Source organism: Amorphoplanes digitatis (genome assembly GCF_014205335.1).
Taxonomy (GTDB): Bacteria; Actinomycetota; Actinomycetes; order Mycobacteriales; family Micromonosporaceae; genus Actinoplanes; species Actinoplanes digitatus.
The window spans coordinates 5,680,130-5,696,859 of record NZ_JACHNH010000001.1; the positions used below are offsets into that span (position 1 = coordinate 5,680,130).

The 16,730-nt window shown below is 72.7% G+C and carries 16 protein-coding genes; 10 read left to right on the forward strand and 6 right to left on the reverse strand.

All coding sequences use genetic code 11. The annotated features are described in order from the left end of the window. Nucleotides 1–5 precede the first annotated feature (5 nt). Nucleotides 6–512 carry a flavin reductase family protein gene (locus BJ971_RS25010; RefSeq protein WP_184995648.1) on the forward strand — a complete coding sequence of 169 codons (507 nt, stop codon included), beginning with the start codon at nt 6–8 and terminating at the stop codon, nt 510–512. 6 nt (nt 513–518) lie between these two features. Here BJ971_RS25010 and BJ971_RS25015 read toward each other — a convergent pair whose 3' ends face one another. Then, nucleotides 519–929 (reverse strand): winged helix-turn-helix transcriptional regulator, encoded by a 411-nt coding sequence (locus BJ971_RS25015; protein WP_184995649.1) that lies wholly within the window; start codon nt 927–929, stop codon nt 519–521. Nucleotides 930–1,029: 100 nt separating this feature from the next. On the opposite strand from BJ971_RS25015, the gene BJ971_RS25020 reads away from it, so the two are divergent. From BJ971_RS25020 to BJ971_RS25040, 5 genes are all read left to right on the forward strand, one after another. Next, nucleotides 1,030–2,511, forward strand: a complete 1,482-nt coding sequence (locus BJ971_RS25020; protein WP_184995650.1) for an MFS transporter — start codon at nt 1,030–1,032, stop codon at nt 2,509–2,511. 13 nt (nt 2,512–2,524) lie between these two features. After that, on the forward strand, nt 2,525–2,914 hold the full coding sequence (locus tag BJ971_RS25025) for a pyridoxamine 5'-phosphate oxidase family protein (protein WP_239087440.1): 390 nt from the start codon (nt 2,525–2,527) through the stop codon (nt 2,912–2,914). Nucleotides 2,915–3,069: 155 nt separating this feature from the next. Then, on the forward strand, nt 3,070–4,542 hold the full coding sequence (locus BJ971_RS25030; protein ID WP_184995651.1) for an FAD-dependent monooxygenase: 1,473 nt from the start codon (nt 3,070–3,072) through the stop codon (nt 4,540–4,542). Nucleotides 4,543–4,583: 41 nt separating this feature from the next. Then, nucleotides 4,584–6,284 carry an NAD(P)/FAD-dependent oxidoreductase gene (locus tag BJ971_RS25035; protein ID WP_203709292.1) on the forward strand — a complete coding sequence of 567 codons (1,701 nt, stop codon included), beginning with the start codon at nt 4,584–4,586 and terminating at the stop codon, nt 6,282–6,284. A 90-nt stretch (nt 6,285–6,374) separates the two neighbouring features. After that, a complete protein-coding gene (locus BJ971_RS25040; RefSeq protein ID WP_184995652.1) occupies nt 6,375–7,871 on the forward strand; it encodes an FAD-binding oxidoreductase in 1,497 nt (498 codons plus the stop codon). A 68-nt stretch (nt 7,872–7,939) separates the two neighbouring features. Here the strand turns inward: BJ971_RS25040 and BJ971_RS25045 are convergent, their stop codons facing one another. Next, nucleotides 7,940–8,554 carry a TIGR03086 family metal-binding protein gene (locus BJ971_RS25045; RefSeq protein ID WP_184995653.1) on the reverse strand — a complete coding sequence of 205 codons (615 nt, stop codon included), beginning with the start codon at nt 8,552–8,554 and terminating at the stop codon, nt 7,940–7,942. Nucleotides 8,555–8,630: 76 nt separating this feature from the next. Between BJ971_RS25045 and BJ971_RS25050 the strand changes: the two genes are divergently transcribed. Further along, complete coding sequence (locus BJ971_RS25050) at nt 8,631–9,623, forward strand: helix-turn-helix transcriptional regulator (protein ID WP_184995654.1); 993 nt, start codon at nt 8,631–8,633, stop codon at nt 9,621–9,623. 10 nt (nt 9,624–9,633) lie between these two features. Here the strand turns inward: BJ971_RS25050 and BJ971_RS25055 are convergent, their stop codons facing one another. The 3 genes from BJ971_RS25055 to BJ971_RS25065 form a co-directional block, all read right to left on the reverse strand. After that, entirely contained in the window at nt 9,634–10,737 is a 1,104-nt protein-coding gene (locus BJ971_RS25055) for a helix-turn-helix domain-containing protein (protein WP_184995655.1), read from the reverse strand. Between the two features lie 211 nt (nt 10,738–10,948). Continuing rightward, complete coding sequence (locus BJ971_RS25060) at nt 10,949–12,583, reverse strand: CHAP domain-containing protein (RefSeq protein ID WP_184995656.1); 1,635 nt, start codon at nt 12,581–12,583, stop codon at nt 10,949–10,951. 77 nt (nt 12,584–12,660) lie between these two features. Beyond that, nucleotides 12,661–13,857 (reverse strand): alpha/beta hydrolase family protein, encoded by a 1,197-nt coding sequence (locus BJ971_RS25065; RefSeq protein ID WP_184995657.1) that lies wholly within the window; start codon nt 13,855–13,857, stop codon nt 12,661–12,663. Nucleotides 13,858–13,945: 88 nt separating this feature from the next. Between BJ971_RS25065 and BJ971_RS25070 the strand changes: the two genes are divergently transcribed. Both BJ971_RS25070 and BJ971_RS25075 read left to right on the forward strand, forming a co-directional pair. Next, nucleotides 13,946–14,620 carry a hypothetical protein gene (locus BJ971_RS25070; RefSeq protein WP_184995658.1) on the forward strand — a complete coding sequence of 225 codons (675 nt, stop codon included), beginning with the start codon at nt 13,946–13,948 and terminating at the stop codon, nt 14,618–14,620. Next, entirely contained in the window at nt 14,617–14,952 is a 336-nt protein-coding gene (locus BJ971_RS25075) for a transcriptional regulator (protein WP_184995659.1), read from the forward strand. The genes BJ971_RS25070 and BJ971_RS25075 overlap by 4 nt, the downstream gene beginning before the upstream one ends. Here BJ971_RS25075 and BJ971_RS25080 read toward each other — a convergent pair. Then, nucleotides 14,921–15,637: a TetR/AcrR family transcriptional regulator C-terminal domain-containing protein gene (locus BJ971_RS25080; protein ID WP_184995660.1), complete on the reverse strand. Its 717-nt coding sequence runs from the start codon at nt 15,635–15,637 to the stop codon at nt 14,921–14,923. The genes BJ971_RS25075 and BJ971_RS25080 overlap by 32 nt on opposite strands. A gap of 106 nt (nt 15,638–15,743) precedes the next feature. Here BJ971_RS25080 and BJ971_RS25085 point away from each other — a divergent pair, with 106 nt between their 5' ends. Further along, nucleotides 15,744–16,718 (forward strand): NAD(P)-dependent alcohol dehydrogenase, encoded by a 975-nt coding sequence (locus tag BJ971_RS25085; protein WP_184995661.1) that lies wholly within the window; start codon nt 15,744–15,746, stop codon nt 16,716–16,718. Nucleotides 16,719–16,730 lie beyond the last annotated feature (12 nt).

Consider the following 16,730-nt stretch of genomic DNA (forward strand, 5'->3'; position numbering starts at 1 on the left):
GCACCATGATCCAGCGAACCACCGCGATCGAGCCGGGAACGCTGCGCGAGGTGTGCGCGCACTTCGCCACCGGCGTCACGGTCATCACCACCGGCCTGCCGGGCGAGTCGTCCGGCGCCACGGTCAACTCGTTCACCTCGGTGTCGCTCGCGCCGCCGCTCGTGCTGTTCTGCCTGCACGAGCGGTCGCGGCTGCGGCCGGCCCTGGACCGGGCCGGCGGGTTCGTCGTCAACTTCCTGACCTACGAGCAGCAGCCGCTCGCCTGGGCGTTCGCGGGCCGCGAGTCGGCGCGCCTGCAGGACGTGCCGCACCACCGCTCGGGCACCGGCCTGCCCGTGCTCAGCGAGGCGCTGGCGTTCCTGGCCTGCCGGCTGGTCACCGAGCACGACGGCGGCGACCACACCATCGTGGTCGGCGAGGTCGTCGAGCTCGGCGCGCACGACCGGGGCGAGGACCCGCTGGTCTTCTACCGCGGCGCGATGCGGCCGCTGGAGCAGGCCACGCCCCGGTGAGCGGGCTCAGGCCCGGCGGACGGCCAGCGGCCGCTGCTCGGCGTCGAACGCCTCGCGCGCCTGCTCGACCGCGGGGAGGAACTCGGCCGACCACTCCGCGAGCGTGGCGAACAGCGGGGCCAGGCTGCGGCCCAGGTCGGTGATCTCGTACTCCACCCGGGGCGGCACCTCCGGGTGGTAGGTGCGCCGGACCAGCCCGTCGCGCTCCATCTGGCGCAGCCGCTGGGTGAGCACCTTCGGCGTGATCGTGGCGATCCGGCGCTGCAACTCCACGAACCGCTGCCGGCCGTACTGGTGCAGCGTCCACAGGATCGGCGTGGTCCACCGGCTGAAGACCAGGTCAACGACCGGCCCGATCGGGCAGGCCTGCTGCGTGCCGGCCACCGGCGGGGCAGCGGTCGTCGAATTGTCCGGCATTTGATGGCCCTTCCTGGGTAGTCACTTTCCTCTAGGTACCTACTATATCCAGGATGTTAGCTTCGCCGGGTTCCATCTCGACTCATCCAGAGGAAGTGCGATGTCGACATCAGACTCCCTGCGCAATCGCACCGAGGCTGCCCCGGCAGCACCGCGAGCGCACACCCGCCCGCCCGGGCTGATCCTTCTGTTCCTCTGCGCGGCCGGCTTCATGACGTTCCTCGACGTCTCGATCGTGAACGTCGCGCTGCCGACCATCGAGGACGAACTCAACATCTCGCAGAACTACCTCCAGTACGTCGTCACCGCGTACGCGACGGTGCTCGGCGGGTTCCTGCTGCTCAGCGGGCGCCTCGCGGACACCTTCGGCCGCCGGCGCATGCTCCAGACCGGCCTGCTCGTGTTCGCCGGCGCCTCGCTGATGGCCGGTCTCTCGCAGGGTGCGGCCATGCTGGTCAGCGCCCGCGCCCTCCAGGGGCTCGGCTCGGCGTTCATCGCGCCGGCCGCGCTCAGCCTGCTGACGAACACGTTCGCCGAGGGCGCGCCGCGCAACAAGGCGCTCGGCGCCTGGGGCGCGGTGAGCGGCATCGCGTCGGTGGCCGGCGTCATCCTGGGCGGCCTCTTCACCGAGGGGCCCGGCTGGCGGTGGATCTTCTTCGTCAACGTGCCGATCGGCATCGTGCTCGCGGCCCTCGCCCCGCTCGTCGTGGCGGAGAGCAAGGCGCAGGAGAGGCGCAGGTCGTTCGACACGGCGGGCGCGGTCTTCCTCACCGCCGGCCTGGTACTGATGATCTTCACCCTGGGTGAGACGTTCGACCACGGCTGGACGTCGGCCCGCACGCTGATCAGCCTCGCCGTCACGGTGCTGCTGCTGGGCACGTTCATCCTGATCGAGCGGCGCGCCGCGGAGCCGCTGATCCCGCTGGGCATCTTCCGCAAGCCGGTGCTGCGTACCGCGAACATCACCGCGGTGCTGCTGTTCGGCACGCTCGTCACGCTCTTCTTCTTCGCCAGCCTCTTCATGCAGCAGGTGCTGGACTACTCCCCCGTCGAGGCCGGGCTCGCCTACGTCCCGTTGGCGATCATCGTGTCGGTCGGCGCGGGGGTGGCGTCCAACCTGGTCACCAAGGTCGCGGCGAAGCCCGTCCTCATCGTCGGGCTGACCCTGGCCGCCATCGGCATGCTGATGCTGTGGCAGCTGCCGGCCGATGCCGGCTACGTGACCCGGGTGCTGCCGCCGTTCCTCGTGGTCGGCCTCGGTCTCGGCCTGTCCTTCGTGCCGGTGCAGGTCATCGCGTTCGCCGGGGTGAGCAAGTCGGAGTCGGGCCTGGCCGCCGGGCTCATCAACACGAGCCAGGAGGCGGGCGGCGCCCTCGGCGTCGCCGTCGCGGCGACCATCGCCTTCAGCCAGGTGCACGAGCTGGAGCGGTGGGCCGGCGGCGACCCGGCGCTCATGGAGATCGCCCGGGTCAGCGTCTTCCACCGGGCCTTCCTGGTCGGCGCCTGCTTCGCGGTGGCCGGCGTGCTGATGGCCCTGCTGCTACCGAGGATCAAGCCGGAACAGCCGCCCGTCGCGGCCTGATCGGGAGGCAGCCGTGCCGCTGAGGATGACCGCGGCGGTGGAGTCATTCCTCGCCGAGAACGAGCTAGGCACCCTGACCACCCTGCGGCCCGACGGTTCGCCGCACGTGGCGCCCGTGCGCTTCACCTGGGACGGCGAGGCCGGGCTGGTCCGGGTCATGACGGCCGCCGACCGCCGCAAGGCGCGCAACGTCCGCGCCAACCCGGGCGGCCGGGCCTCCATCTGCCAGGTGGTGGGTCCACGGTGGATCACCATGGAGGGCGCCGCCCGGGTGTTCGAGGACCCGCGGTGGGTCTCCGAGGGCGTCCGCCGCTACGCCAAGCGGTACTGGGCCGGGCCACCGGACGTGCCCGGGCTGGTCGTGATCGAGATCGCCATCGATCGCGTCATGGGCCTCTATTGACACCAGTGGAATGTGGCGGCGCCGGCTTGCCGGCACCGCCACATCCATTCATCTGTAGCAGATTTGACGTAGTTGTCAGAGTCTTGTCGTCGCAGGCATTCAATTGCTCACGGCCCCTCGGAATACTGGGGAAAACACCAGCCGAAAGAGGGATGATGGACGAATTCGATGCCGATGTAATCGTCGTCGGAGCGGGGCCTTCCGGCCTCATGCTCGCCGGCGAACTACAGCTCGCCGGGCTTTCCGCGATAGTCGTCGACCGGCTCGCCGAACCGATCACGCAGTCCCGGGCGCTGGGTTTCTCCGCCCGGACCATCGAGGAATTCGGCCAGCGTGGCCTGCTGCCGCAGTTCGGTGAATTCGAGACGATCCCGGTCGGCCACTTCGGCGGGCTGCCCATCGACTACCGGATCATCGACGGCGGCAACTTCGGGGTGCGCGGCGTGCCGCAGTCGCTCACCGAGCGCATCCTCGCCGGCTGGGCCGGCGGGCTGGGCGCCGACATCCGGCGCGGCCACGACCTGGTCGGCCTGGCCGCCGACGAGCGGGGCGTCACGGCCGAGCTGACCTCGCCGGCGGGCGGCACCAAGCTGCGCGCCGCCTATCTCGTCGGCTGCGACGGCGCGCGCAGCACGGTACGCCGGCTCACCGGCATCGACTTCCCCGGCAACGACGCGACAATCGAGATGAAGATGGCCGACGTCGCCGGGCTGGGACTGCGGATCCGGCCCACCGGCGAGGTCGGCGAGGCGGGCATGGTCGTGGTGCTCCCGCTCGGCCCCGCCGCCACCCGGGTCGTCGTCTTCGAACGCGACGCCGGCGTGCGCAAGACCCAGGAGGCGCCGACCTTCACGGAGGTGGCCGACGCGTTCCAGCGGGTCACCGGCGAGGACATCCACACCGGCACCCCCGTGTGGACCAGCTACTTCACCGACGCCAGCCGGCAGGCGAGCGAGTACCGCCGCGGCCGGGTGTTCCTCGCCGGCGACGCCGCGCACATCCACCTGCCGATCGGCGCGCAGGGCATCAGCGCCGGCGTCGGCGACGCCGTGAACCTCGGGTGGAAGCTGGCCGCCACCGTCAAGGGCTGGGCACCCGACGGGCTGCTCGACACCTACCACGCCGAACGGCACCCGGTCGGCGCGCGGATCGTGGCGAACACGCTGGTCCAGCGCTCCCTCTACCTCGGCGGCCCCGAGATGCAGCCGCTGCGCGACCTCTTCGCCGAGCTGGTCGGCATCGAGGAGGTGCGGCGGCACCTCGTCGGGATGGTCACCGGCCTGGACATCCGGTACGACGCCGGAGCCGGCACCCACCCGCTGCTCGGACGCCGCCTGCCCGACCAGGAGCTGCTGATCGGCGACGTGAAGTCCAGCACCTACGAGCTGCTGCACTCCGGCCGCCCGGTGCTGCTCGACCTGCACGCCGACCCGGCGCTGCGGACGATCGCGGCGGGCTGGTCGGACCGGGTGGACACCGTCACCGCGACGCGCCACGACCCCGCGGCACCGGCCACGAGCCTGCTGGTGCGCCCCGACGGCTACGTCGCCTGGGCCGCCGCCGGGGACGACCCGGCGGCCGGCCTCGCCGGCGCACTCACCCGCTGGTTCGGCCCCGCTCAGGGCTGAACCTCCCACACGACCTCCCACGAAACCGAAGGAGTGCGGTCTTGACCTCCGAGACTGAGGCAATGAAGCCGGCCCGCCCGGCCGGCAAGGTGCACGAGTGCGACGTCGTCATCCTGGGTTCGGGCCTGGCCGGCTCGATCACCGGCGCCATCCTCTCCCGGCAGGGCGTCAGCGTCGCCCTGATCGACGCCGGGCAACACCCCCGGTTCGCGGTCGGCGAGTCGATGAATCCGCAGCTCGTCGAGTGGCTGCACATCCTGGCCGTGCGCTACGACGTGCCCGAGATCAAGCACCTGCTCGACATCAAGGCGGTCACCGAGAACCTCGGCCCGGTGCACGGCCGCAAGCAGAGCTTCGGCTTCGTCAACCACCGCGAGAACCGCGAGCCCGACCCGCGCCAGGCCACGATGTTCATCATCCCGAAGATGCTGACCGAGGCCAGCCACCTGTACCGCCAGGACACCGACTCCTACTACCTCAACGTCGCCGCCCGCTACGGCTGCACCCTGCGGCAGAACTGGCGGGCCACGGACCTGGACTTCGACGCCGACGGGGTCACGGTCACCGGGCAGAACGGCGAGACGTTCCGGGCCAAGTACCTGATCGACGCCAGCGGCTTCCGCTCACCGCTGGCCGCCAAGTTCGGCCTGCGCGAGGACCCGCCCCGGCACCGGCACCACGCCCGGTCGCTGTTCACCCACTACGTCGGCATCAAGCCGTACGACGACGTCTGCAACTATCCGGCCAACCTGATGCCGCCGCAGGGCGCGCCGTTCCACGGCGGGACGCTGCACCACCTGATCGAGCGCGGCTGGTTCTGGATCATCCCGTTCGACAACCACAAGGCCTCGAAGAACCCGGTGTGCAGCGTCGGGCTCACCTTCGACGAGCGGCTGTACCCCAAGCCGGCCGACCTGACCCCGGACGAGGAGTTCAACTCCTACCTGGACCGGTACCCGGCGGTGAAGCGCCAGTTCGACGGCGCCAAGCGGATCCGGGAGTGGGTGTCCACCGACCGGCTCCAGTACTCCTCGAGGCAGACCATCGGCCCGCGCTGGTGCCTGATGTCGCACGCGGCCGGCTTCATCGACCCGCTGTACTCGCGCGGGCTGTCCAACACGTTCGAGGTGGTCGATGCGCTCGCCGGGCGGCTCATCGAGGCCGTCCGCGAGGACGACTTCTCCGTGCAGCGCTTCGAGTACGTCGAGCGGCTCGAACAGGGCCTGCTCGACTACAACGACAAGATCGTCAACAGCTCGTACATCTCGTTCTCGCACTTCCGGCTCTGGAACGCCGTCTTCCGGGTCTGGGGCTGCTTCACCACCCCGGCCACCATGCGGCTGCTGCGCGCCCGGCAGAACTTCGCCATCGACGGCGACGACCGCCACTTCAAGGAGCTGGAGGACGCGCCGTACCCGGGCCTCTGGTGGCCGGACAGCGAGGGCTTCAAGGACCTGTTCGAGCTGACCCACGACACCTGCCTGCGCTACGAGGCCGGTGAGATCGACGGCGACAAGGCCGCCGACATCGTGTTCGAGGCGATCCGCGGGTGCGACGTGGTCAACACGCCGTTCGGCTGGAAGGACGACGAGGACCACCGCTACTTCTACCCCACCGCCGCCACGATGATGAAGTTCATGTGGTGGGCGAACACCCAGGCGCCCGCGGAGATCCGTGACCTCGGGCGAGCCATGGTCAGCGGGGTCGTGAAGTCGGGCGTGCGCGGCCGCAAGGCGACCTGACGCCGCCGGCACCCGCCGGCCCCAGCCCGGCCGGCGGGTGCACCCCCGCGACGCCACCGCGGCACCCACCCACATGGAGGAAGACGTCACGTGATCAACCGGAGAGACTTTCTGCGTACCGGCAGCGCCGCCGCGCTCGCCCTCGGCCTGCTGCCCGACGGCCCGCGCTCCTCGGTGTGGGACGAGCTCGAGAGACGCCTGCGGGGCGAGCTGGTCCTGCCGTCCGACCCGGGTTACGGCACCGCACGGCAGCTCGAGCTGGCGCAGTTCGACGCGGTGGGTCCGCGGGCCGTCGCGTACTGCGCCGGCACCGCCGACGTGTCGTTGGCCGTGCGCTTCGCCCAGCAGCACGGGCTGCCGGTCGCCGTCCGCAGCGGCGGGCACAGCTACGGCGGCTGGTCCACGACGCCCGGCCTGATCATCGACGTGTCCCGGCTGAACGCCGTCACCGTCGGGCCGGAGACGGTGACCATCGGCCCCGGCGCGCAGAACGTCGACATCCTGAACACCCTCGCGCCGCACGGCCTGGTGGTCAGCGAGGGCGGCTGCCCGACGGTGGCCGCCGGTGGCTTCCTCCAGGGCGGCGGGTTCGGCCTGCTGACCCGCCCGCTCGGCATGGCCTGCGACGCCGTGGTCTCCGCCGAGGTGGTGCTCGCCGACGGCAGCGTGGTCACCGCGTCGCCGCGGGAGCACGGCGACCTGTACTGGGGCATCCGCGGCGGGGGCGGGGGCAACTTCGGGGTGGTCACGTCCTTCACGGTCACCCCGCACGCCGGTGACCGGATGGCGGTCGCCACCCTCTCCTTCGGCTACGACCAGGCCGTCGACGTCCTCGACGGCGTCTCGGCCTGGTTGCCGGACGCACCGCGCACCATCGGCGGCGGCGCCTACCTGGTTCAGCCGGACGCCGCGCCGGGTTCGGTGCCGGTCGTCTCGGTCATGCTCGCCTCGCGGGGCACGGCGGCGGAGCTGACCGCGCAGGCCGACCGGCTGGTGGCCATGACCGGCGCGCCGGCCGGGCGGCAGGAGTTCGCCCTGACGTACCAGGCGCTCATGATGACCGTCTTCGGCTGCGCGGACCTGAGCCAGGAGCAGTGCCGGCGCTCGGAGAAGACCGCAACCGGGGTGCTGACCCGGCCCGCGTTCGGGCTCGAACGCACCCGCCTGAGCGGCGCGCCGTTCACGCGCGGCGGATGGGACGCCGTGCTGTCGGCGTTCGACGCGGACCGCCGGGCCGGTCAGTCGCGCTACCTCGACCTGCACCTGTTCGGCGGTGCCGCGAACGACCCCGCGCGCACCGACACCGCCTACGTGCACCGCGACTCGCTGTTCTCGGTCAACTATCGGGTGCACATCGCCGACCCGGCGGCGGACACCGCCGAGGCGAGGAGCGTCGCGCGGCGGTGGGTGGACCGGGGCTTCGCCACCATCGACCCGCTGTCAAACGGCGAGACCTACCAGAACTGGATGGACCCGGCGCTCAAGGACTGGCGGCAGTCCTACTACGCCGAGAACTACCCGCGGCTGGCCCGGCTCAAGAGCGCGTACGACCCGTACCGCTTCTTCCGCTTCCGTCAGGGGGTCTGACCCTGACCGGGCGCGCGTGGTGCGGGGCCGCCGGATCGGATCCGGCGGCCCCGGCCCGCGTCCGCGGATCAGGGACGGCGGCCGTACCAGCCGACCAGCCGGTCGATGTCCGGTGCGTCGTCGGCGACGGGCACCACCGGGCCGAACGGCACCTGACCGCCGCGCGGCTCGGCCGGCATGGCGCGCCTCATCGCGGCCAGCGGCACGGCCAGCACCGCCGGATCCCACTTCGGGCTCTGCCCGGTGGCCTTCGCCAGGTCCCAGGTGTGCAGCGTGATCTCGTTGGTGTACATCACCGCGGCGGCCGCGCCGGGCATCGGGCCCCACGGCAGCTTCACCGGCCGGCCGAGCACGGCGGGGTCGGACCAGACGCTCTCCACGTCGCGGCCGGCGTTCGCCCACGCGGTCGGCCACTCGCCGTCGGTGACGTCGGTGGCGAAGTGCTGCACGGCGAAGAAGTCGCCGCCGGCACCGAGCACCGCGATCCGGCGCAGGACGGAGATCAGGTGGTTGCACATCTGCCGGACGTCGTAGTCCGGGCACGGCGTGACGTTCTCGTACTGCTCGGGCCGCACGCCGGCGAGGACGTCGCCGGCGAGCTCGATGGCGCCCTCCAGGGCCGGGCGCGGATCTCCGCCCGGAGCGGCATTCGGATTCGGTGCGTTGTCGGCGGTCTGCGTCATGCCGCCATTGTCACCAGCCGAATAGGCCATCTCCTGGCCAGTTTCGCGCGGCCGATGTGCGGGAGGACGGTGCGCGATGAAGGCTGACCGTCTGGTGGCGACGCTGTTGTACCTACAGGCCCGCGGCCGGACGACCGTCGGCGAGCTGGCCGCGGAGCTGGAGGTCTCGCACCGTACGGCGCGGCGCGACCTCGAGGCGCTCGCGGCCGCCGGCGTCCCGGTCTACTCCCGGCGCGGCCGCGGCGGCGGCTGGTCGCTGGTCGGCGGGGCCCGGACCGAGCTGACCGGGCTGACCGCGGGCGAGATCCGGGCGCTCTTCCTGGTCGCCGGGCCGCCCGCGGCCGAGACACCCGAGCTGCGCCTGGCGCTGCGCAAGCTGGTCCGGGCGCTGCCGTCGACGCTGCGGTCCGGCGCCGAGGCCGCGGCGCGGGCCGTGGTCGTCGACGGCACCGACTGGTCCCGCTCGGCCGCGCCGGCCGGGCCGCACCTGGACCCCCTGCGGCGGGCCGTGCTGGACGGCGAGCGGGTCCGGCTGGGCTACGCCGGCCGCGACAGGCCCGCGGGCGTACGCCTGGTGGACCCCCTCGGCCTGGTGTCGAAGGCCGGTGCCTGGTACCTGGTCGCGGGGACGCCCCGGGGCCTGCGGGCGTTCCGCCTCAGCCGGGTCCGCTCCGTCGAGGCCACCTCGGATCCCGTGCGGCGTCCGGACGGTTTCGACCTGGCCGCGGCCTGGCGTTCGCTCGCCGCCCGGGTGGAGGACCGGATGCTCGCCGCGACGGCGGGCGTGCGCGCGCGGCGCGACGCGCTGCCGGTCCTGCGGGGCGTGCTGGGCGAGCGCCTGCGGGTGGTCCGCGAACTCGCCGACGGCTGGGTCGAGATCGAGGTGGCCGGCCCCTCGGCCGACGTGCTGGCGGCGCAGCTCGCCGGCTTCGGCGCCCGCGTCGAGGTGCTCTGGCCGGCCGAGACCCGCAACCGGCTGTCCCGGCTCGCCGGCGAGCTCGCCGCGCTCTACTGGACCGGGCCGGAGCCGCCGTACCGCGGCGCCGACCGGCGCGAGCTGGTCGGGTAGCGCGGGCGGTCTACGGCGGGTACGTGCAGGCCGCCCGCGCCGCCTCGGCCTGCTCCTGCGCACTGAGCGAGACCGGCGCGAACCTCTTGCGGCGCGGGTCGGTACCGGCGGACCGGGCGTCCAGCAACGTCGTCGGCCCGTCGCCGCCGAGGCAGGCGACCGCGGCGATCAGCACCGGCTCCGGGCCGGCGGCGACGCCGTCGAGCGGCCAGGAGACGCCGAAGCCGGGCTTGTCGGCGGTCTCCTCGGTGAAGCCGACCTGCCGCCAGCGCCGCGCCGTCGGCGGCTCCTCCGGGTGGTAGAGGGCGGCGAAGCCCACGATGTCCAGGCGGGATCCCGCCGCGGTGAGCCGTACCGTGTCGGGCCGGGCCGGATCCGCCGCCGCGGTCAGCGCGATCGCGGCGGGGCCCGGCCGGTCGTCGGCGCACCGGACGGGCGCGAGGTCCGGCGGCGGGTTGCCGTGGACGATCCCGGAGGCGACGACGTCGCCGTCGGGCAGCTTGAACCAGCGGATGTCGGGCGTGCCGCCGGTGTTGTCGTGGATCTTCTCGCCGAGGCAGTAGCCGACGAAGCCGATAGTGCACCCGCTCGGGATCGTCCGGGCGATCGGCGCGTCGCGGGCCGCGCCGTCGCGGACCCGGGCGCCCGCGCCGTAGCTGACCGCCGTGAACGCCGTGCCGTCCGGCCGCGACGGGCAGCCCGGGTCGCCGCCCCGGTCCCGGACGACGGCGACGGCGAGCCCCGCCAGCGGCAGCGCCGCCGCGATGCCGGCGGCGACGAGATACCGGCGCCGCGGGCGGCGGCGGGCCCGGTCCACAGTGACCTTCTCGGCCGGCGGCGGCACCGGGTCGGCGGCGGGCGGGGCCTGAGCCAGCTCGGCGGTCAGGTCGTGCCAGCGGGCGCGCCACTCGTCGGTGTCCCCCCGGCAGGCGCCGACGTACGCGAGCACCACGTCCAGGGTCGGCTTGCGGGTTCCGCCGGCCGCCTCGGACAGGGTCGCGGCGCTGTAGCCGGCGCTGCGGGCCAGCGTCCGGTAGGTCGGGCTACCCGCCTCGATGCGCACCTTGCGCAGCGCGAAGGCGAACGCCTGGAGCGGGCCGGCGGCCGGATCCACCGCCTTCTCCTGACGAGCCAACCTGCTCCCCCTCGAAATGGCGGCGCGCGATCGTCTCGTCACCGAGGATCGCGCGCGGATCACGTCGTCGAGAACAGCGACAGGGCCGTTCGGACGCGGGCCACAGTATCAAGCGGTCGACAGGGTCCGGCTGAACGGCGAAGGGCGCCGGCCACGATGCTCCGGCGCCCTTCCCGTGCGGTCGGTTCGATCAGCCGCAGTGTTCCCAGTCGCTGACCCACGAGCTGCTCTGGTAGGAGCCGCCCCATCGGACGCAGCTACCCGCCGCGGCGAGCCGGACCGGGCCCGCGTACCACTGGTACAGGCCCGGATCGCTCACCCTGGAGCCGTCCTGCACGGAGAGGGTTGCGTTGAGCCCGACGGCGCCGTCGCCGCGGTCCACCAGCGTCGCGACGCAGTTGCGGCCGGCGCCGTACAGCAGGTAGATCGTGGCGGAGCCGAGGTCGTGCGAGTCGATGACGCTGTATCCCGCCCCGCACAGGCCGGCCGCCGTGTACGGGTTGGCCGCCGAGCCGCCGGTTCCCGAGCCGCAGTGCGTCCAGTCGCTGGTCCAGGTGCTGCCCTTGTAGCCGCCGCCCCACGTCACGCAGGCGTCGGGTGCGTCGGCGTACACCGGACCGGCGTAGTAGGTGAACGAGCCGGAGTTGCTGTCGGAGGCGCCGCCCTGCACCGCGAGGGTCGCCTTCATGGCCACCTGGCCGTCGACGTCGTCGGCGAGCGTGACGACGCAGTTCTTTCCGAGGTCGTTGTTGTAGGTCAGGTAGACCGTCGCGCCGGCCAGCGCGTGGCGGTCGACGACGCCGTACCCGGCGCCGCACACCCCGCCGGCCGAGTACGGGTTGGACGTCGACGGCGCGGGCGAGCCGCCGCCGCTGCCGCAGTGCGTCCAGCCGCTGGTCCAGGTGCTGCTCTTGTACGTGCCGCCCCACTTCACGCAGGCGTTCGGCGCGTAGGCCGAGGCCGGCCCCGCGTACCAGGTGAAGGTGCCCGGATCGTCGGCGGAGGCGCCGCCCTGCACCGCGAGGGTCGCGTTCATCGCGACCGCGCCGCCGTCGGCGTCGGCGAGCGTGACGACGCAGTTCTTTCCGAGGTCGTTGTTGTAGGTCAGGTAGACCGTCGCGCCGGCGAGCTGGTGCGTGTCGATGACGCCGTAGCCGTCGCCGCAGAGCGCCGTCGCCGAGTGCGGGTTGCCGCCGGGGTCGGGCGGCGTGCCACCGCCGGTGCCGGACGCGCCGACGATGCCGGTGATGTAGTAGCCCTCGACGGCGACCCACGACCCGGTGGACGCCGCCGACGCCGGGATCGTGGCCTGCTTGACGCTCGACGTGGTCGCGAAGTGCGCCATCGTGCCGCTCTGGCCACCCCAGTTGCCGTTGGCGATGACCACGGAGCCGTCGGAGTTCACCGCGGTGACGACGGCGACGTGGTTGGCGTAGCCGCCGCGGTTGTCGGAGAACACGATGGCGTCACCCGGCTGGGCGGTGGCGTGGAACGTGCCGTGCGACTGCCCGTACGTGTAGAAGCTCTGCGCCGCCGGGGTGAGCCCGGAGGTGTTGAACCCCGAGTTGCGCCACACCCACTTGGCGAAGTCCGCGCACCAGTACTCGGGTCCGCCCGAGTAGCCGCCGGAGCAGCTGGTGTCGAACTGGCTGCCGCCGAGCGAGTTGTGCGTGGGGTTCACGGCGCAGGTGCCGGCGGTCTTGCCGATGTTGGCCGCCGCGAGGTTCGCGGCGTCCGCCGCCGACGCGCTCGCGGGCGCGCTCACGAACCCGACCGCCCAGACCGTGACGATCACCGCGAGGGCCGGACCGAATATGCGTCTCACCAGAAATCCTCCGTAGGCCGTTTCTACGACGGTTCTAGCGGAGGCGCAGGTGTGTTCGGCAGGCCTGCCGGCGTCGATCAATCAATTCCGAACAGGGTCTCGTCCAGCCAGTCGAAGACGACCTGGTCGAAGCGGGACCGGTTCCAGGACTCGCAGTGCCCGGTCGCGCCCTCGGCGGCGGTGAACCGCACCATCCTCTTCGGACAGCTCAGCGCCTCGTACAGTGCCGGGGCGCCGCCGGAGGCCGGGTCGCCGTCAGCCGCGGCGACCAGCGTCGGGCAGGCGATCGACCCGGCCACGTCCGACAACGTGTAACGGCGGCCCAGGTCGATCATCATGTCGGCGAGGGTCGCCGCGCCGTGCACCCACAGTCCGCGCTGCACCAGCTTCCACCGGCCGACCGGATCGCCGGCCGCCGCGGCCAGCAGCGGCTCCAGCTCCGCCGGGTCGACGTCGGGAAACCGGTCGCGGACCGGCGGCGGCAGCACGGCCCGGATCGCGGCGGCCTGGTCCCATTGGCCCGGGTCGGCGACAAGCGCCGCGATCCTCGGCTCGCCGGCGGCGCCGCGCGGCGCGAGGTAGCCGCCGAAGCTCCAGCCCATGACGGCGATCCGGTCGCCGTCGACCTCGGGCCGGGCCAGCGCGGCGTCGACGACCGCCCGCAGCACGTGCTCCCAGTCGGGCCGCATCCGCAGCCGTCGCAGGATCAGCGCGCCGCCCTGGCCGGGGCCGTCCACCAGCAGGCAGTGGTAGCCCCGGCGCAGCGCCGGCACCGCGAACGAGAAGTACATCTCGTGGACGTTGCTGTCGTAGCCGTTGACGCACACCAGCAGCGGCCGCACCCCGTCACCGGCGAGGCACAGGTAGCCGGGCAGGCCGGTGCCCTCGAACGGCACCCGCACCGGCCGCACCGGGTGCGGCGCGAGCTCGGCGAACCGGCCGAAGCAGTCCGACTCCCGCTCGAACGCCGCCACCAGCCGCGGGTCGGTCGGCTCGCCGAACAGCGGCTGGTACGACGCGCGCAGGTACGTGGCGGCCCGCAGGTACGCCTCGCGGGCGCTCACCCGGTGACCACGGTCGTGGCTGTCCTCGGCCCAGCCGCGCACCCGGTCCGCATATCCGCTCCAGGCCTCGTGCCAGGCGCCCGCGTCACCGGCGCCGGCCTGTTCCGCGATCGCGGCGACTTCGCCGTACTCGGCGCCGCCGCGGGTCATCGTCGTCAGCGCGCGCTCGGCGAACATCTGCCACAGCGGGTCGTCGAACAGCTGCCTCATGATCCGACAATAGGTGTGATTTCGCCCGCACGGCCGCGGAACAAACTTGGGGCTGGCGCAAATTGGTTTGTCATGCAAACCTATTGGCATGACCACTGAATCGATATCCGCCGGCGACGACCCCCGCCGGCTGCTGTCAGACGTGCACACCCTCGCCCGCCGGGTGCGGCTCGACCAGCGGGTGACCTGGGTCGCGCTGGCGGTGCTGGCCGCGGTGACCTTCGCGGGGATCCCGTTCGACTGGTTCGGCATGAAGGTGGACTGCGGGCCCGACGACACCTGCACGTTCGCGCGACGGGGCGTCCTGTACTACTGGCCCGTGGCGCTGCTGGTGGCGTACGCGGCGATCGCGTTCTGCTACCGGCGGGCCGCCCGGGCCCGCGGGGTGGACACCCGGGTGCTGCCATACGCGGTCACCGGCGCCGTGCTGACCTTCCTGTTCACCGCCGTGTGGATCGCCGCGGCGCTGTACTTCCCGAGCCACCCGACCCGCTTCCCGGAGTGGGCGCTCGTGTTCGACCGCCTGATCACGCCGTGGGGCACGATCGGGGTGGCGCTGCTGGTGCTGGCCCGGCTGGAGCGCAACCTCGCGCTGCTGGGATTCACCCTCGCCTACCTGGCGGTGGTGCTGGTGCCGATCGACTTCGGCTGGGGCACGGGCTGGGGACCCCGGACGATGTTCCTCCCGCAGCAGGTCATCAACGGCGTCGTGCTGCTGGTGGGCGCGATCGGCTTCGCGATCGCCCGCCGGCGGCAGCGATGACCGCCGAGGCCGGCCTTCCCGACGCCCACCCGGTCACCGGCCTGGACGACGTGGTCCATCAGCGGGTCCGGCTGGGCATCCTCACCATCACGCACGAGGCGCGCCGGGTGGAGTTCGGCTACCTGAAGGCCCAGCTCGAGCTGACCGCCGGCAACCTCTCCCAGCACCTGGGCGTCCTCGAGACGGCCGGCCTGGTCGAGGTCGAGAAGGGGTACGCCGGCCGGCGCGGCCGTACCTGGATCACGCTCACCGCCGCCGGCAGCGCCGCGCTCGCCGAGGAGATCGGGCGGCTGAAGCTGCTCATCGCGCGGGTCGAGACCCCCGGGGAGTGAGCGAGCTCCAGCCCCGCTCGTGCAGCCGCTCGAACCCGTCCAGGAGCAGGTCGAGCGCGAACTCGAACTCGAACTGATCGTCACAGCCGGAGCCGACGATCGACGCGTCCTCGTGCGCGGCCGCGAGGGCCATCTCCGCGACGTACGGGTAGGCCGCCGCCAGCTCGCGGGCGGCGGCGGCCAGCACCGCGGGATCGGCGTGGTCGGCCGGCTCCGGCTGGGTGAAGAGCTCCTGGGTGAAGCCCAGCACCCGGCTGCCCATGGCGTGCATGACGTGATGGGTGAGGTCGGCGGAGAAGCCGCCGGCCCGGAACATGCCGATGACCGAGTCCAGGTAGGCGAGCACCGCCGGTGTCGGCGCCTGGCGCGTCTCGATCGCCCGGGACACCCACGGGTGCCGCAGCATCGTCCGCCGCGCCGAGAGGACCCGACGGCGGACCGCGGGCTGCCAGGCGGTGCCGTGCTCCGGCGCGTCGATCTCCGCCACGACCGTGTCCACCATGCCGTCGACGAGTTCGTCCCGGTTGGCGACGTGCTTGTAGAGCGCCATCGGCACGACGCCGAGATCCTGGGCGAGTTTGCGCATGCTGAGCGCCTCGATCCCGATCACGTCGGCCAGAGCCACCGCGGCGTGGAGCACCCGCTCCCTGCTCAGGGGTGCACGACGCAGTGTGCTCTCGGCCATCGGCCCACCTTTCCGCCCGAACGCGCCTGAACGATATCGCCATTGACGAGGTGTACGGCGTACACCTATGGTGTACGCCGTACACCACTTTAGGCGAGGAGCAACAATGAAGGCGATCGTGCAGGACGGGTACGGCGGACCGGAGGTGCTGCGGTTCACGGAGGTGGAGCGGCCGACCGCGACCGGCGACCGGCTGCTCGTGCGGGTCCGCGCCGCCGCGGTCAACGCATACGACTGGCACGTCATGCGGGGCGACCCGCGGCTGGCCCGGCTCTCCGTCGGCCTGCGGCGCCCGAAGACCCGGATCCGCGGCCGCGACTTCGCCGGACAGGTGGAGGCGGTCGGGCCCGCGGTGACCCGGTTCCGCCCGGGCGACGAGGTCTTCGGCGACCTCGGACCGGCCGACGGCGCGTTCGCCGAGTACGTGAGCGTCGCCGAGGATCTCGTGGCGACGCGGCCGCCCGAGCTCACGCCGGAGCAGGCGGCCGCGATCCCGCTCGCCGGGGTGACCGCGCTGCAAGGCCTGCGCGATCTGGCGCCCGGGCAGCGGATCCTGATCAACGGCGCCTCGGGCGGCGTGGGCACCTTCGCACTGCAACTGGCGAAGGCCGCCGGCGCGGAGGTGACCGGGGTGTGCGGCACCCGGAACGTCGCGCTGGTCCGCTCGCTGGGCGCCGACCACGTCGTCGACTACCGCCGGGAGGACGTCATCGCCGCCGGCCGCCGCTACGACGTCGTGTTCGACCTGGTGGGCAACCGGACCCTGAGCGAGTACCGGCGCGTGCTGACGCCGGCCGGGACGCTGATCCTCTCCGGCGGCGGCGTCTACGAGGGCGGCAGCCTCCTCGGCCCCATGCGCCTGATCCTGCGCGGGCAGCTGCTGTCCCGCTTCGTCAGCCAGCGGGTGCTGATCCTGAGCGCGACCACCAGCCGGGACGACCTGGAGACGCTCGCCGGCATGGCGGCGGCCGGCACGCTGACGCCGGCGATCGACCGGACGTTCCCGCTGTCGGCGGCGGCCGACGCGATCCGGTACCTCGAGCACGAGCACGCCACCGCGAAGGTCGTCATCACCGTCTGATGAGGACGAAGC

Excerpts from the sequence above, each read along its gene's own strand:
- BJ971_RS25065 (WP_184995657.1), bottom strand. The coding sequence starts at position 13,857 with ATGAGGCAGCTGTTCGACGACCCGCTGTGGCAGATGTTCGCCGAGCGC.
- BJ971_RS25020 (WP_184995650.1), top strand. The coding sequence starts at position 1,030 with ATGTCGACATCAGACTCCCTGCGCAATCGCACCGAGGCTGCCCCGGCA.
- BJ971_RS25080 (WP_184995660.1), bottom strand. The coding sequence starts at position 15,637 with ATGGCCGAGAGCACACTGCGTCGTGCACCCCTGAGCAGGGAGCGGGTG.
- BJ971_RS25010 (WP_184995648.1), top strand. The coding sequence starts at position 6 with ATGATCCAGCGAACCACCGCGATCGAGCCGGGAACGCTGCGCGAGGTG.
- BJ971_RS25015 (WP_184995649.1), bottom strand. The coding sequence starts at position 929 with ATGCCGGACAATTCGACGACCGCTGCCCCGCCGGTGGCCGGCACGCAG.
- BJ971_RS25085 (WP_184995661.1), top strand. The coding sequence starts at position 15,744 with ATGAAGGCGATCGTGCAGGACGGGTACGGCGGACCGGAGGTGCTGCGG.
- BJ971_RS25050 (WP_184995654.1), top strand. The coding sequence starts at position 8,631 with ATGAAGGCTGACCGTCTGGTGGCGACGCTGTTGTACCTACAGGCCCGC.
- BJ971_RS25070 (WP_184995658.1), top strand. The coding sequence starts at position 13,946 with ATGACCACTGAATCGATATCCGCCGGCGACGACCCCCGCCGGCTGCTG.
- BJ971_RS25030 (WP_184995651.1), top strand. The coding sequence starts at position 3,070 with ATGGACGAATTCGATGCCGATGTAATCGTCGTCGGAGCGGGGCCTTCC.
- BJ971_RS25045 (WP_184995653.1), bottom strand. The coding sequence starts at position 8,554 with ATGACGCAGACCGCCGACAACGCACCGAATCCGAATGCCGCTCCGGGC.
- BJ971_RS25075 (WP_184995659.1), top strand. The coding sequence starts at position 14,617 with ATGACCGCCGAGGCCGGCCTTCCCGACGCCCACCCGGTCACCGGCCTG.